The organism is Exiguobacterium sp. s39, from assembly GCF_018618925.1.
In the GTDB taxonomy this organism is placed as follows: domain Bacteria; phylum Bacillota; class Bacilli; order Exiguobacteriales; family Exiguobacteriaceae; genus Exiguobacterium_A; species Exiguobacterium_A abrahamii.
In genome coordinates this window covers 46156-61151 of the sequence record NZ_JACSNA010000003.1, presented here as the reverse complement: position 1 = coordinate 61151, position 14996 = coordinate 46156, and the positions used below count along the sequence as shown (strand labels likewise).

General features: G+C 47.5%; 14 protein-coding genes and 1 other annotated feature. Of the genes, 7 read left to right on the top strand and 7 right to left on the bottom strand.

From position 1 onward, the window contains the following. Positions 1–52: 52 nt before the first annotated feature. On the bottom strand, positions 53–835 hold the full coding sequence (locus KNQ11_RS13500; RefSeq protein WP_058265678.1) for an alpha/beta hydrolase: 783 nt from the start codon (positions 833–835) through the stop codon (positions 53–55). Positions 836–850: 15 nt separating this feature from the next. After that, positions 851–2527, bottom strand: a complete 1677-nt coding sequence (locus KNQ11_RS13495; RefSeq protein WP_214725105.1) for a GGDEF domain-containing protein — start codon at positions 2525–2527, stop codon at positions 851–853. A 129-nt stretch (positions 2528–2656) separates the two neighbouring features. Further along, positions 2657–2875 (top strand) — a binding site (T-box leader). 60 nt (positions 2876–2935) lie between these two features. Between KNQ11_RS13495 and argS the strand changes: the two genes are divergently transcribed. Both argS and KNQ11_RS13485 read left to right on the top strand, forming a co-directional pair. Continuing rightward, positions 2936–4618, top strand: a complete 1683-nt coding sequence (gene argS, locus KNQ11_RS13490) for an arginine--tRNA ligase (protein ID WP_214725102.1) — start codon at positions 2936–2938, stop codon at positions 4616–4618. Between the two features lie 30 nt (positions 4619–4648). After that, on the top strand, positions 4649–5254 hold the full coding sequence (locus KNQ11_RS13485) for a hypothetical protein (protein WP_214725101.1): 606 nt from the start codon (positions 4649–4651) through the stop codon (positions 5252–5254). Positions 5255–5316: 62 nt separating this feature from the next. Here KNQ11_RS13485 and KNQ11_RS13480 read toward each other — a convergent pair whose 3' ends face one another. The 3 genes from KNQ11_RS13480 to KNQ11_RS13470 all read right to left on the bottom strand — a co-directional run bounded on the left by KNQ11_RS13480 (position 5317) and on the right by KNQ11_RS13470 (position 7370). Beyond that, on the bottom strand, positions 5317–5910 hold the full coding sequence (locus KNQ11_RS13480; RefSeq protein ID WP_214725099.1) for a metallophosphoesterase family protein: 594 nt from the start codon (positions 5908–5910) through the stop codon (positions 5317–5319). A gap of 76 nt (positions 5911–5986) precedes the next feature. Further along, a complete protein-coding gene (locus KNQ11_RS13475; protein ID WP_023469674.1) occupies positions 5987–6400 on the bottom strand; it encodes a carboxymuconolactone decarboxylase family protein in 414 nt (137 codons plus the stop codon). A 91-nt stretch (positions 6401–6491) separates the two neighbouring features. Continuing rightward, complete coding sequence (locus tag KNQ11_RS13470; protein WP_050678448.1) at positions 6492–7370, bottom strand: LysR family transcriptional regulator; 879 nt, start codon at positions 7368–7370, stop codon at positions 6492–6494. 121 nt (positions 7371–7491) lie between these two features. On the opposite strand from KNQ11_RS13470, the gene KNQ11_RS13465 reads away from it, so the two are divergent. Continuing rightward, positions 7492–8277 (top strand): 3-hydroxybutyrate dehydrogenase, encoded by a 786-nt coding sequence (locus tag KNQ11_RS13465; protein ID WP_023469672.1) that lies wholly within the window; start codon positions 7492–7494, stop codon positions 8275–8277. Between the two features lie 109 nt (positions 8278–8386). Here the strand turns inward: KNQ11_RS13465 and KNQ11_RS13460 are convergent, their stop codons facing one another. Next, a complete protein-coding gene (locus KNQ11_RS13460) occupies positions 8387–8881 on the bottom strand; it encodes a YajQ family cyclic di-GMP-binding protein (RefSeq protein WP_023469671.1) in 495 nt (164 codons plus the stop codon). Positions 8882–8992: 111 nt separating this feature from the next. Here KNQ11_RS13460 and pulA point away from each other — a divergent pair, with 111 nt between their 5' ends. Continuing rightward, positions 8993–10999: a type I pullulanase gene (gene pulA, locus KNQ11_RS13455; RefSeq protein ID WP_251133430.1), complete on the top strand. Its 2007-nt coding sequence runs from the start codon at positions 8993–8995 to the stop codon at positions 10997–10999. A 180-nt stretch (positions 11000–11179) separates the two neighbouring features. Beyond that, the gene (locus KNQ11_RS13450; protein ID WP_058265683.1) at positions 11180–11662 is read left to right on the top strand and encodes a site-2 protease family protein; all 483 of its coding nucleotides are present in this window, start codon (positions 11180–11182) and stop codon (positions 11660–11662) included. A 46-nt stretch (positions 11663–11708) separates the two neighbouring features. Here the strand turns inward: KNQ11_RS13450 and KNQ11_RS13445 are convergent, their stop codons facing one another. Beyond that, a complete protein-coding gene (locus KNQ11_RS13445; protein ID WP_023469668.1) occupies positions 11709–11882 on the bottom strand; it encodes a YycC family protein in 174 nt (57 codons plus the stop codon). A gap of 115 nt (positions 11883–11997) precedes the next feature. On the opposite strand from KNQ11_RS13445, the gene KNQ11_RS13440 reads away from it, so the two are divergent. After that, positions 11998–12792 carry a hypothetical protein gene (locus KNQ11_RS13440; RefSeq protein ID WP_082663182.1) on the top strand — a complete coding sequence of 265 codons (795 nt, stop codon included), beginning with the start codon at positions 11998–12000 and terminating at the stop codon, positions 12790–12792. 69 nt (positions 12793–12861) lie between these two features. After that, on the top strand, positions 12862–14952 hold the full coding sequence (locus KNQ11_RS13435; RefSeq protein WP_214725094.1) for an MMPL family transporter: 2091 nt from the start codon (positions 12862–12864) through the stop codon (positions 14950–14952). Positions 14953–14996: the final 44 nt, after the last annotated feature.

Below are 14996 nucleotides of genomic sequence, written 5' to 3'. Positions count from 1 at the left end.
AAAAAGCCGGAAGATTTCTTTATTAGTAGAAATCGCCCGGCTTTTTGTGTATTCACGAGGAAGGAAACAAGTAACGTAAAATATCCGGTAAACGCTCGGCCCAGGCCGTTTCATGATGAATCGCTTCCGGAATGATCGTATAGCGACTTTGAGTAAGTTTCTGTTCGACCGCTCGCGCTAAGACATCATTTGTGTGTAAATAATCCGTTTCGGTCATCGGACCACTCACTTCTTTTGTCCCAACATCCATATAACAGCGATGGGTAGCAGACAGCGACGGACTGCGCTCGATGAATTCAAGGAGTGAGGAGAAGTTTGCCCATCCGGCCGTCGACAGGGCAGCGACGCGCGTGATGACTTCCGGATATGCGAACAATCCATAGAGCGAAATGACGCCACCCATCGAGCTGCCGATCATCGTCGTATCGTCAGGGCGTGTCGCGTAGTTGGCATCAATGTACGGTTTTAACTCGCGGATGATCCAGTCCATGTAGACCTTACCGTTTCCCCCGATCGACTTCCGGTGCGAAGGATAAGCAGTCCGCATCAATAAAGCTTCATCACTCCAAGGAGCGTAGTCATCGTAACGATCCATTCCGTCTTCTGGACTGTCGATCGCGACGACCATTGCCGGAATCTGTGTCTGTTGTAGCGCAAGATGAATCTCCCAGCCTTTTCCGAACGAGGCGGTCTCTCCACTGAAGACGTTTTGTCCATCGTGCATATAAATCACAGGTAACGCTTCAGAAGGATCTAAATGGGGTGGCCGATGAATCCGAATCGTCCGATGAGTTTGTGATGTCGGTAGCGTCATTTCAATTTCAGTAATCGACAATAGAGTCACGACCTTTCAAAGGTTTGCATAATGCGCGGTACAATTGCGCCCATTGTGTTTTCCGCCGACATAGAGTGCATGATCGGCTTGACGTAACGATTCTTCGAACGTCCGTTGATATCTTTCCTCCACTGTATCAATTCCGAGGCTGACCGTTAAGGACAGTCGGTGACCATCGACGAGGAAGGGACGATCCATGACCGCATGGCGGACCGTCTCGGCAATCTGGATAGCAGCCTCTTGACTACCATTTCGCAACAGAAGTACGAATTCCTCCCCACCATAACGAGCAGCAAAGACATCATCATATTGTAATTGGATCGCCTGGATACGTCGACCGAGTTCACGAAGGACGAGATCGCCTACTTTATGACCGTACGTATCATTGACACGTTTGAAATGATCGATATCGAACAGGATCACGGAGAGCGGATAGCAGTCAGCGGCAAATTCCTGCCGACCGTGTTCATAAAAAGCCCGACTATTCGGTAATTCGGTCAAGGCATCGGTCCGACTTTCCGTATAGAGTTGGACCGTTTCACGTGAGCGTTCTAAGACGCGACAAAAGATACGGAGCAAACGAGATAATTCGTCGGCATTTGTCACATCATAGGCGTCTGCGACTTGATGGAATAGGATGATCGAAACATCGACCTCTCCGCTCGTAATCGAAGGAATCGCTAGCATCGAGTGACGATCGACAGGCAATCCGATTTGAATATCGTTTCCCCAGTCGCAACGCAGCCCATAGATGATCGGGGTATGCAAATCGTCGGCTGACAAGGAATGAAACAGTGGTAACACGTCGATTGGTTGTTTCGTCCGGATGTTATAGATGACTTGTTTCCGCTGTTGTTGAATCGAGATCCAACCTTCAGAAAACGGCAATAGATGCGGTAAATCGAGGAGCAACGAATCGATCGTCTCGCGCTCGAAGCGGGAAATCAACAAGTGTTCCTTCGCATCATCAAATCGCTTGGCATTATCGTTTGCTTCAAGGGAGTCACCACGCTCTTGCAACAGACGTTTGAACAAAAAGAGAATCAATGCGGAAACTGTAGCCGCGACGAGCGGACTTTCATCGTAGAACCAGATTCCAAGTAGAGCACTTAACATGCTAATCCCGTAGACGAGGGACTGAAGTTTTACGAGACGTTGCCAATCGTATTTCAAGTAGAGGAAGCGATTGACGAACAGACATTGGAAATAAGAGACAAGGAAGACGGTGATCAAAAAGCCGATGAAAGGGAGTAAGGCTTTCGTATACGTAAAGTTTGAGCCGATTGGTCCGCCGAGCGCATAATACGCAAAGGCTGGAAGCGAGATGTAGACTAAATCGAACAAGGCGTTGATCGGGTAGAGATAAACGAAACGTTTCCAACGAATCGCTTTTCGGTGAGACATGAATTGAAAGACGAGAATACCGACTTGGCTTAAAATCAAGGCGTACGTTAAACCGTAATTGAGGAATAAAAATAAGATGATGCCTTCTTGGAATGTATAGTAAATGCCACCACGACGGACATTATCGAACTGAAACAGGAGAACGAGTCCGAATAAATAAAGAGTGTTGATGATGGAGACAGAAGGATGGAAGGTTGGTGGATGAACGATGCCGATCACTAATAATGTCAAGGCGACGAGACCGAAGACGATCCAGCTCGTCCGGGCTACATGTTGGTAGTAGCGCATGAAACATCCCTCCCCCTGAGAAGTATCTTTTATTCCTATACCCGAATTGTGGAAATTTTGATGAGCCATTTACCAAAAAAATAAGGTTGAGAGAAAAGAAAGAATTGCGTATAATGTGAAAGATATCGAATACAGTCAATGATGAAGAGAGTAACGGTTGATATTCGTCAACTAGCGAATCAGGGAATGGTGGAAGCCTGAGGACGAACCGGTCGTGAAGCGCACTTCTGAGACGCTGCCCGATTCCAGAAGGAAAAGGCGTAGCCGGGGGAACCCCGTTATCCCCAAACAAGGTGGGTGTCGAAATGACACCAAGAAGAGTGGTACCGCGGTCATTCCGTCTCTTTGCGCGTGGCGCAAGGGGCGTTTTTTATTGCCAAAAAATCAGTGAAGCAGGAGGAAATAAAGATGAGTTATAAAGCGCAGTATGCAGAAGTATTACATCAAGTCATGGAAGGTGCCTTATCAGTTGAACAAATCGAACAACTGATTGAGCAACCGAAACATGAAGATCATGGAGATCTAGCATTCCCATGTTTCATGCTCGCTAAAGCATTCCGTAAAGCACCGAACATGATTGCTTCGGAGCTCGCAGAAAAAATTGACGCGCCGTTGTTCTCGAACGTTCAAGCTGTTGGTCCTTACATCAACGTCTTCTTGAACCGGGATGTCGTCTCGCAAGAAATCGTCAACCAAGTTTTGACGGAAAAAGAGGCGTTCGGATCAAGTGAAGCCAACGGGAAAACGATCGTCACTGATTTTTCATCACCAAACATCGCGAAACCCTTCTCGATGGGTCACTTGCGTTCGACAGTCATCGGGAACGCGCTCAACCAGATTTCGCGTAAAAAAGGGTACGACGTCGTCGGTGTCAACCACTTAGGGGACTGGGGAACTCAGTTCGGGAAATTGATGGTCGCTTACACGATGTGGGGTGAGGAAGAAGCGGTCCGTGCAGAACCAATCAAGGAATTGTTGAAATTATACGTCCGGTTCCACGAAGAAGCGGAAACAAATCCGGCACTTGAGGACGAAGGACGTCTCTGGTTCAAAAAACTCGAACAAGGTGATGAGCAGGCGACAACTCTTTGGACGTGGTTCCGTGAAGTCTCACTCGTTGAGTTCAACCGTGTCTATGAGATGCTTGGTGTTAAATTCGATAGTTTGAACGGAGAAGCCTTCTACAACGATAAGATGCAACACGTCATCGATTTGCTCGAAGAAAAAGATCTCCTCGTCGAATCAGAAGGGGCAATGGTCGTCGACCTCGAAGCAGAAGGTATGCCACCTGCCTTGATTAAAAAGAAAGATGGCGCAACGCTTTATGCGACACGTGACTTAGCAGCTGCCGTCTATCGTCTTGAAACGTACCGCTTTGAGCAAGCGTTCTACGTCGTCGGTGGGGAACAAGCGCTTCACTTCAAGCAATTGTTCGCAGTCTTGAAGAAACTTGGATTCGAAAACGTCGACGGAATGCACCATGTCCCATTCGGTTTGATCATGAAGGACGGAAAGAAAATGTCGACGCGTAAAGGTCGGATCGTCTTGCTTGAAGAAGTACTACAAGAAGCAATCGATGTTGCGAAGCAAAACATCGCGGAAAAAAATCCGAACTTAGCGAATGCCGAAGCCACGGCTCGCCAAGTTGGTGTTGGCGCGGTCATCTTCCATGACTTGAAGAACGAACGGATGAACAACATCGAGTTCGATCTTGAGCAGATGTTGAAATTCGAAGGCGAAACAGGACCGTATGTCCAGTACACGAATGCCCGTGCGCACTCATTGCTCCGTAAAGGTGGCTATGATGGAACACCATTCGCTGGTAGTGCAGATGATCATGCATGGGGTGTCGTCTCGATGCTAAACCAATTCTCGACGGTCATCGATCGCGCGTTCACACGTCGTGAGCCATCAATCATCAGCCGTTACGTCTTAGATCTTGCACAAAGCTTCAATAAATACTACGGACACGTCCGTGTTCTCGAAGATGACGCAGCAAAACAATCGCGTCTTGCACTCGTCAAGTCTGTCACGATCGTCTTGACAGAGGGTCTTCGTTTGCTTGGTGTCGGCGCTCCAGAAGAAATGTAAGACCAATCCACGAATAAGAAGAGGTAGATTATGAAGACTGAGACGAAAGAACGATTACAGCAAGCTGCTTCACAGATGAAGCAGGAGCCTTTGGCAGAAACGGTCGCCTTCATGGCTGAGTTTCACGGGAAAGTCGCTGCTTGGTTACCGGGAGAGTCTGTCGATTTCGTTCACGATTTCGTGACGGCGCCGGAAGCCGATTTGATTGCTCCGATTGAAGGAGACGCATTACGGACGAAAGACAATTTTGAATTCTTCATGCGTAAGAAACAGACACGGAAAAAACTGGGTGAACTGTTGACGCTTTGGAAGTCAGCACGTACGACAGAGACGTTGAGTCAAATCGATGCGATCGGATTGAAAAAATGGCTCGCTCGTAATGAATTCCGTTCGGAAGACAAACCATGGGATTATTTGAACCGTCTGCATGTTCTCCTGTTCCTTGATTTGATGACGACGATCATCGATGATCATCGATTGACGAGTCTGCATGAGCAACTTGTCGGTACGACACCAGTCCCGACGAGCTTCGTACGTCGTCAAGGGGATGTCCGTCAAGTCATCGAAACATTCGCGGAAGAGACGAACTTCACACAAGTGGATGTCGTCAAGGCATCGCTTGTCCGTTATCTCTGATCAATAAGATACACGAACAAAAGCCGTCGAGCCCTGTGCCCGACGGCTTTTGTCGTATCTTCTTACTTCGCCTGATAGAACACGATCGTTTGTTGCTCTGAATCGTAAAGACACCATTCTCGTTCGAACACGACGGGACCTAGATTGACGGCATACCGTCCTCCTTTGATGGATAAAGTTTGACCTAGTGGGCTCGGTTTGGCGATGCCATTTCGAAACAAACCTCTGATATGACTATGACCAAAAAAGAGTAACGGTTCGCGTTGTTGTGACAGGTCGGGTAGAAAATCCCGCGACCAACTGAGTTGGTCTCCATGAATCAACAATGCCCCCTCGATGCGTTGTTTTCGAGGGCAATCGCGTAATACATCGATGACAGGAGATAGATGCGGTGGAACGAGCGACAGGATGCGCTCTTCTTGATTACCAAGTAACGTCTTAAAATCAATCAGCTTTAAAAAATCATCATCGAGCGTCACGACGAGGGAGAGCGATTCGAAAGAATAGCGCTTTGCTCGCTTTTTACCGACATGGCATTCATGAACATCACCGAGACAAAACAAATGCGCATCGGGAGCGAGCCGCCGTATGTCAGCTAGGACAGCCGCTGTGTCGGCTACTGAGCTGTGAAGATCCGCAAAAAGGGCATAACGCATGATCGACCACTCCTTTGTTAAGGAGATACCCGAAAATGCGTCATGCCCATCTTTTTTCAATTAAGTCGTACGGATCTTATTCTGTTTCGACTGTGACGCCACGTTCTGCGAAGACGACTTTTGCGACTTCAAGTGCGTTCAAGACACGTGGGAATCCAGTGTAAGGAACAAGATGCATGATAGCTTCGACGATTTCGTTTCCTGTTAAACCAGCTGTCAATCCAGTATTGATGTGGAGAGCAAGCTGTGGTTCTGTACCTTGTGTGACGAGAGAAGCAATCGTCACGATTGCGCGGTCACGGTTGACGAGACCATCGCGGCTGTAAACTTCACCGTATGCGAAATCCGTGATCCACTCACCGACTGCTGGAGCGATATCTTTCAGGGATTCAGAGATTTTGTCATGCGTCGATTGTGCAGCGTTTGCGTCTGTGAATTCGCTGAGTTTTTTAACGCCTGTTTCGTGACGTGATTCAAAATGAGTTGCCATGGTAAAGGACTTCCTTTCTTTTTTAACGATGTTCTCATCGTAAAGGAAGAATTTCCATTCTACAAATACATGGTTTTTATGAAAAGTATGCTTATTTGGAATACATATCGCTGACGAATTGAATCCATTTCCGCGTCACGTACGATTGGTAGCGACCGGTTGGAACAGCGATTCCTAAGTGCCACGGGACTCGTGTTTCAAGTGGGATCGTTTTGACGCCACGAATCGAAAAGCGATCCGCGATCGAACGCGGCAGGACAGTCACGGCATTTCCTTCTGCGACTAGTAAACATAAGAAGTCCCACTGCGAGCTCACCCGAGACACGTTAGGCGTAAATCCGGCATCTTGGCAGGCGTTCAAGACAACATCGTGTAGCGAGAACGTTTCGTTGAACAAGACGAACGGCATGTCGGAAACTTCTTCTAACGCAATCATCGACCGATCAGCGAGTGGATGATCACTCGGTAAGAATAAATGAAGTTCTTCTTCAATGAAGGGGTGTGTCGTTAAATGCTCATCCGAAGGCAGCACCGTTGCGATCAAATCGACTTCACCGGCGACGACCGCTTTTTCTAACGCATGTCCACCGGCTTCGATTAATTCGATTTGAATCATCGGATACATCTCTTCGAAGCGACGCAGTAGACCCGGGAAAAACAGCGAACCAATTAGTGGGGGTACGCCGAGCCGAATCGTTCCCTTCGTCAGATGCATGACATCATAGAGATGAGAAGGCAGATCAGATAACTGTCGCAGAATCTTTTCACCTTCAATCAATAAGGTCTCGCCGGCATCCGTCAGGACGATTTGTCGTTTGCTCCGGTCGAACAATTCCATCTCAAGTTCTTCTTCTAAGTGACGGACCATTTTACTGAGTGTCGGTTGCGTGACGTGGAGATGTTCAGCGGCACGAGTGAAGCTTTTGAAGCGTGCCACTTCCGTAAAGTATTCCAGTTGGCGGAAATCCATCAGTATTCTCCTATTCTTTTGAGTTATAGATGTCATAACAAGTATTCATTTTTATTATTCTTTCAATCAGCGTACAGTAAAGAGACCGAACACGTAAAGATAAAGAAAGAAGGAATCCATCATGATGAAACAACTCGAAGGAAAAGTCGCGTTAATTACAGGAGCAGCAAGCGGAATCGGTCTTGAGATCGCTGAAGAATTCGCTCAAGAAGGTGCGAAGGTCGTCATCGTCGATCTTCAGGAAGAAGCTGCAAAACGCTCTGCTGAAACGCTTCGTGAAAAAGGCTTCGATGCGTTTGCTGTCGCAGGTGATGTGACAAGTGAAGAGGCAATCAAATCAAGTATCGATCAGACTGTCGCACATTACGGAACGATTGATATCGTCATCAATAACGCGGGAATGCAACACGTCTCACCAATCGAAGAGTTCTCGACTGAGAAATTCGACTTGCTTCAAAGCATCATGCTTCGTGCACCATTCCTTTATACGAAATATGTCTTCCCGATCATGAAAAAACAAGGCTCTGGACGGATCTTGAACATGTCATCGATCAACGGATTGATTGGTTTTGCAGGGAAAGCTGCTTATAACAGTGCGAAACACGGTGTCATCGGTTTAACGAAAGTCGCAGCATTAGAAGGGGCAACTTCGGGTATCACGGTCAACGCGATTTGCCCAGGATATGTCGATACACCACTCGTCCAAAACCAATTGTCTTCGCTCGCTGAAACACGGAATGTACCACTCGAACGTGTATTAGAAGAAGTCATCTATCCACTTGTCCCGCAACAACGGTTACTCCAAGTCAAAGAAATCGCGGATTACGCTATTTTCCTTGCAAGTGACAAAGCAGCAGGTGTCACGGGTCAAGCTGTCGTTCTCGATGGTGGTTACACAGCGCAATAAGCAACAATATAAATGAAGGGAGGTGCTTCTTGGATACGATCCAGAAAGCACCTCCCTTTTTTGTTTGATGGACTGAACAAGAACGTTCAGCCGATTTAACGCGAGTAGATTAACGGAAGTTAATGAATTGAACGTCGACCGATAACGGAAGCTCACGAACGATTTGCATGACTTGTTGCAAGTCGTCACGTGATTTACCTGTGACGCGGATTTGATCATCTTGGATCTGTGTCTTCACTTTTAATTTCGATTCCTTGACGGCATTGTTGATCTTTTTCGCATCGTCACGATCAATCCCGCTCTTAAGGATGACGCGTTGGCGAACCGTATTGCCAGCAGCCTGTTCGACTTTTTCGTACTGCAGGTTTTTGGTCGGGACTTCGCGCTTGATCAATTTTGCTGTTAAGACATCTTTGACTTGATCGAGTTTGAAATCGTCATCTGAGATTAGAATCAAATCCTCTTTTTCGAGCTTCATGTCGCTCTTTGAACCTTTGAAGTCGAAGCGGTTCGTGATTTCTTTTAGTGCGATCTGAACTGCATTCTTGACTTCCTCGATGTTGATTTGTGACACGATATCAAATGAATTATCTTTTGCTGCCATGTTAATCTCCCCTTTCATTCCACTCTCTATTTTAGAGAGGAATACCGGAAGCGTCCACTGCTTTGAAATTTTGTTATAATAAAAACCATGAAATGAAAGGGGTGCTTAGCTTTGAAACAAACAGCAGACATGTTGACGCTCACACCGCAAGAACTGGATGAGCGATTTGCCTATAGTGGAAATGATTTAGGAGCGACCTTCTCAGAGACAGCGATTCGCGTGCGCTTATGGGCGCCGACGGCAGAACGTGTCGTGATTCGTCTCTACAAGACACTACGCGCACGAAAAGTCGAAGAGGTCGAGATGGTGGCAGGCGAACGGGGAACGTACGTCGTTGAACTCGATCGAGCGGCATATGAAGGTTATTTCTATACGTTTCAAGCGAGCATCAACGGACAAAAGGTCGAGGCGGTCGATCCGTATGCGAAAGCCGTCGGAACGAATGGAAAACGCGGTGCGTTGATCGACCCGACAAGTGTGACACCAGAACGATGGATCGAAGAACGCCCACTGTTCCATTCTTCGCAAGACGCAGTTGTGTATGAATTACATGTACGCGATGCAACGAGTCATCCGGCTAGTGGTGTCGTCGCACGTGGTACGTTCGCTGGGCTGACGGAAGCAGGGACACGGACACCAAATGGCGGATTGACAGGACTTGATTATTTAGCGGATCTCGGTGTGACACATGTCCAGTTACTGCCGATCTATGATTTTGGCTCAGTCAATGAGACAGCGCCGAACGACCCGGATAACTATAACTGGGGGTATGACCCGGTGAACTACTTTGCGCCGGAAGGTTCATACTCGTCGAATCCAGATGATCCACGAACGCGGATTCTTGAATTAAAACAATTGGTACAAGCGTTACACGATCGCGGGATCCGTGTCATCATGGACGTCGTCTTCAATCATACGTATGATGTAGCAACGGTTCCGCTCGGTCAGTTCGTTCCTGGATACTTCTATCGTCAAGAGGCGGATGGTAGTCTCTCAAATGGTAGTTTCTGTGGAAATGATACGGCATCTGAACGTCTGATGATGCGAAAGTTCATTCTTGATTGTGTGACGTACTGGGCGAAAGAATACCATCTGGATGGTTTCCGATTCGATTTGATGGGACTGCATGATGTCGAGACAATGAATCAGGTGCGCCATGCACTTGACCGGATTGATCCGTCGATTCTGATCATCGGTGAAGGTTGGGATCTCGATACGCCACTTGATCCAGAAGAAAAAGCGAACTACTTCAATGCACCGAAAATGCCAGGAATCGCTCACTTCAATAACGGTTTACGAGACGGGGTCAAAGGAGATGTTCAAACGCCGGAAGACCGTGGTTTCATCAGCGGGGCATTCGACCGGACGAGTGAAGTCAAACGGGGAATCGCTGGTAACGTCTCTTCACAAGGATTTGCTGATGAGCCGAATCAGGTCGTCTCGTATGTCGAAGCTCACGATGATTTGACGATTTGGGATAAATTAACGGTGTCTCGCCCAGAGGATACGGAAGAGACTCGTCGGAAACGGCAAATGCTCGCGAATGCGATCATCTTGACGGGACAAGGGATTCCGTTCCTTCATGCCGGACAAGAGTTTTTCCGGACGAAGGACGGTATTCGTGACAGCTTCAATGCCGGAGAGGTCGTCAATCGTCTCGATTATGAACGTGCAGAAACAGAGCGCCCGGCCGTCGAGTACGTCAAAGGATTGATTGCCCTTCGTCGTCAGTATCCGATGTTCCGTCTCGCAAACGCATCGATGATCAAAAAGCATCTTCGTTTCCTCGAAGAAGGGGAAGGTGTCATTGCCTTTGAACTGAAGCGAACATATGAAGGATACGTCGAACGGCAGCGTGTCTATCATAATGCGACGGAAGAGGATATCACGATTGAATTGCCAAACGGTGAATTCGAGGTGTTAGTGGAGTCGGGTGCCGTTAAGTTGCACGCACCACGACTGCATGAAGAGAAACAGTTGGTCGTTCCAGCATTGACGACGACGGTCATCGCCGAACGAAAAGCGGACTACAAGAAGTATGCGGTGGCAGGTGGTGCAGCACTGACAATTATCGGATTGTTGTACGCAGCGAACAAACGTCGTAAGAAAACCGATTAAATCAAGAAGGACGAAGCGCTATAAGACTTCGTCCTTTTTTTACGTGGATGACAGTCCGATGTCAGTCTGTCATGCAATTGACTTGCGAAAATCATCGAAACATTGTTTGAAGATACATCTTTCGGGAAAATTATATGTAGTATTTAAGATGTTGTTTTGAAGTGAGAGGGTGTACGTTGTATGTTCGGTTTCGGTGATTTATGGAAATTCTTTTTATCGTTCTTTTTACTGCTACCTATCGTGACATTGATTCATGAGATGGGTCATTACTTTTTTGCCCGATTGTTCGGTGGAAACATGGAAATCAATATTGGTTCAGGCAAATCATTGCTTCGTGTTGGTCCAATTCGACTGAATCGTGTTTATTTTTGGGATGGATGGTGTCAATATGAGGCGCTACGTCACGAAACGAAGTTTGCTAATATCATGGTCTATGCTGGTGGATCGATCGCGAACTTGGTGAGTATCTTAGTCGTAAATGGTCTTATTTATGCCGGCGTGTTCGAGGCGTCGATTTTTACGTACCAATTTGCGTATTTCTCGTTTTATTTCGTCTTTTTCTCCCTCTTCCCGATCGATCATCCGAATGGTTATCCGAGTGACGGAAAAGCAATCATCAATGTCTTCCGTTACGGTAAATCAGACTATCATCCACAATCTTAAACGAAGATTAAAGCCTCCTTCCGTCATTGGAAAAGAGGCTTTTTACTCAGGATTCCGATTCGCTAGACGAATCCGATTCTGTTTTCGCTTGTTCCTGCTCGAGTTCGACGAGCTTTTGAATCAAGATATGGCGCGGCATATGCATCAGTTGTTCAAGTGGTACGTTCAGACGTTTTGCGAGTTCGACAGCCGTCTCTGCTGATAATTGTAAAGGTTTCATCGTGTTCGTCCTCCTTTTTCCATGAAGTTAGTATAACAGGAGGTGCAAGCCGAGCGCATCAATAGTAGCGAGAAACTGAGAAGGTTGATACCGTATGAAGTAGGAAGTGATGCATATGTATAAACCTGCTGCAGAGCTGTTACTCCATGAATCCGTCTCACTGTTTGATCGAATCGGGGAGGATTTGCTTCTTTTTCGAGATCGCCACGGATTTATGAAATGTGATGCGGATTTAAGACCACTATGGGAAACAGCATGTGCGTATGTTCCATTCTCCTGGTACATTGAGCCAGGCGGTGGACGATTGTTCATCGTATTTGAAGAGTCAGCTTATTTTGGTTTACTAGATTTAGAGCAAGGGCATTTAGATTATATCAAGCGACCCGCTGCTTTTTCCGAGGCATGGTTCAGTAATTTATTCTTGTGGCAAGATGATGAGATCTTCCTGTACACGGCAGAAACAGACGTCGTCTGTGTGAACGTTCAAACAGGGGACTGGCGGTACTCAAATTATGAAGAGGCGCCACTGTTCGGGCGCTTAGTGGAGCGAGGATATGATACACGTTTGACGTTCGAACGATTCATCGCACCTACGACGATCATTTCTTATGATGATCTAAAAGAACGGTATGTGATTTGGGACGCTGCGACGAATCAGGAATCGATCATTCCTTTTTCAGATTACGCGGAGTACTCGCTCGTTGATCACCGGCACCAATTGTTTTCGATCACCGATTCATCTCGTTTTTACTTGTATGAGAAGAGTCAGCTGAAATATAAGTTCGAGGGATGTCATTCCTCCGTTTTACTCAAAAGTGTGTTACTCGATGAAGAGGCGCGACGTCTTGCGATCGTATCGACATCGGCGACATTCGGCAACACATGGGTTCAAATTTTTCAAAAGACGTAATGAAACATCCTTTTCGCTTTTCAGCAAGAAGGATGTTTTTTGTACGTTTATACAGAAAGGGGACGCATCATGCAACGGCTTGGTCATCTGATGAGTACGTATTTTCGAGGAGTGTTGATTGTTTGGGCAATCCTGCTCGTCGTGCTTGGATATTTCGCTTATCAACTACCCGATCGGCTAGAAGGAAACGGATTTACGCGTGACGGTGATTTTCAACGCGTCGAGACAGTACTCGATCAAGACTTCGGTCAGGATCCGCATACGATCATCGTTCTATTTGAAAATCAAGAGAATCTACAACAAACGATGGTGGAACATGTCGAGCGCTTCCGTGATATCAAAGGTGTCGGGAACGTCACTGGTCCTGTTGAAAATCCGCGAGCGATTCGGAACGATAAGGGATACGTGACGGTCGGGGTACCGACACTTGATGCGAAATGGGCAGCTGCGGTCACACGTCAACTGGATGATACCGGAACGATTCGACTAACGGGTGAACCAGTCGTCGTCGATGATTTGAATACAGCGTCGAAAAATGATCTCATCCGGGCTGAGTTGATTGGAATTCCAGCAGCGTTGATCGTCTTGCTACTCGTTTTCGGTACTCCGGTTGCCGCCATCCTACCGTTGATCATGGGACTCGTTACTTTTGTCTTTGGTGCCGGTGTTCTTTATTTCGTCGCCGGGCAACAAGAGTTATCAATCTTCGTCTTGAATGCGGTCGCGATGATTTCGCTGGCGCTCGGAATTGATTTTTCGCTGTTATACGTCAATCGATTTCGCGAAGAACGGCAGGACGGACAAGATATTCGGAAGGCGGCGATCCGTTCGGTCGAGACGGCAGGGCGTTCAATTTTATTTTCCGGAATCTGTGTATTCGTCGGACTTGCCGGGCTATTGCTGATTGATGTGGATGTCTTCCGCGCTGTTGCGATCGGGACGCTCGTTTCGGTCCTCGGGGCAGTCGTCAGTGCATTAACGTTACTACCGGCACTATTGATCGTTTTCGGGAAGGTGTTAGAGAAAGGACGACTCTTCCGGCAGCGAGCAGGTCGTAGTGAAGATCGTTGGCGTCGCCTCGCTCGTTTCGTCATGAAGCGCCCGGTCGCAGTCACGATTTTGTCCTTATTGCTGTTGTTACCTTGTTTATTGCCGTTACGTGATTTGACGTTGAACATTCCGCAAGCGACCGCTTTACCGGAATCGTATCCATCGCGTCTCGCCTTTGAGTCGTGGGAAAAAACATTCGGAAACGATGGAACGGACGCCGTCCTCATTTTATCTGCTGATGCTTCCTCAGAGGTGGGACGAGAAAAAATCGAAGACGTGACGATTCGACTCGAGTCGGATCCCGATGTACGTTCCGTCGTATCCGCCGCAACGATTGCCGAACAGCAACAAGTGACGCTCGAGCAGTTAGTCGCTGTTCCGGCCGGGCGCGAAGCTTTGACGGCATTTCTATCAGAGAACGACCAAGCACGAATTGATGTTAACTTAAAAGGAGATCCCGGCGATGCTGCTTCGCAAGACTGGGTGCGAAAGATGCAAGCGGACGGTTATCTTGTCGGGGGACCGGCAGCCTTCAATCAGGAAATTTATGATGCCATTGAATCGAAACTCCCACTAGCAGTCGGTGTCGTCGTTTTGGCGACATTCATCATCCTGCTGATTGCGTTCCGGTCCATCTTGATCCCAATCAAGGCGATTCTGATGAATTTGCTTAGTCTAGGAGCGACATTCGGATTACTCGTCATCTTGTTCGAGTCCGGCGCAGTTCTTCCGCAGGAGACGATCGGCATTCTGACACCGGTCTTCATCTTCTCACTCGTCTTTGGTTTATCGATGGATTATGAAGTGTTCCTCGTCTCGCGAATGGAAGAGTATTATGACGAGACAGGCGATAACGATTACGCGACCGAGATGGGGCTTGCGAAGACGAGTAAAATCATTACGTCTGCTGCCTTGATCATGATCGTCGTCACAGGGGCGTTTGCCTTCACGGGCGTCAGTCCAATTAAACAACTTGGCGTCGGTATCGCGCTTGCGATATTTATTGATGCTACGATCGTCCGGATGCTACTCGTCCCCGCACTGATGAAACTATTTGGTCACTGGAACTGGTGGTGGCCGGGTGGTCGTCGTAAAGCGATCCGCAAGTGACACATCACGTAAGCACATCAGTAGCTATTCAGAGGAAGACGAGC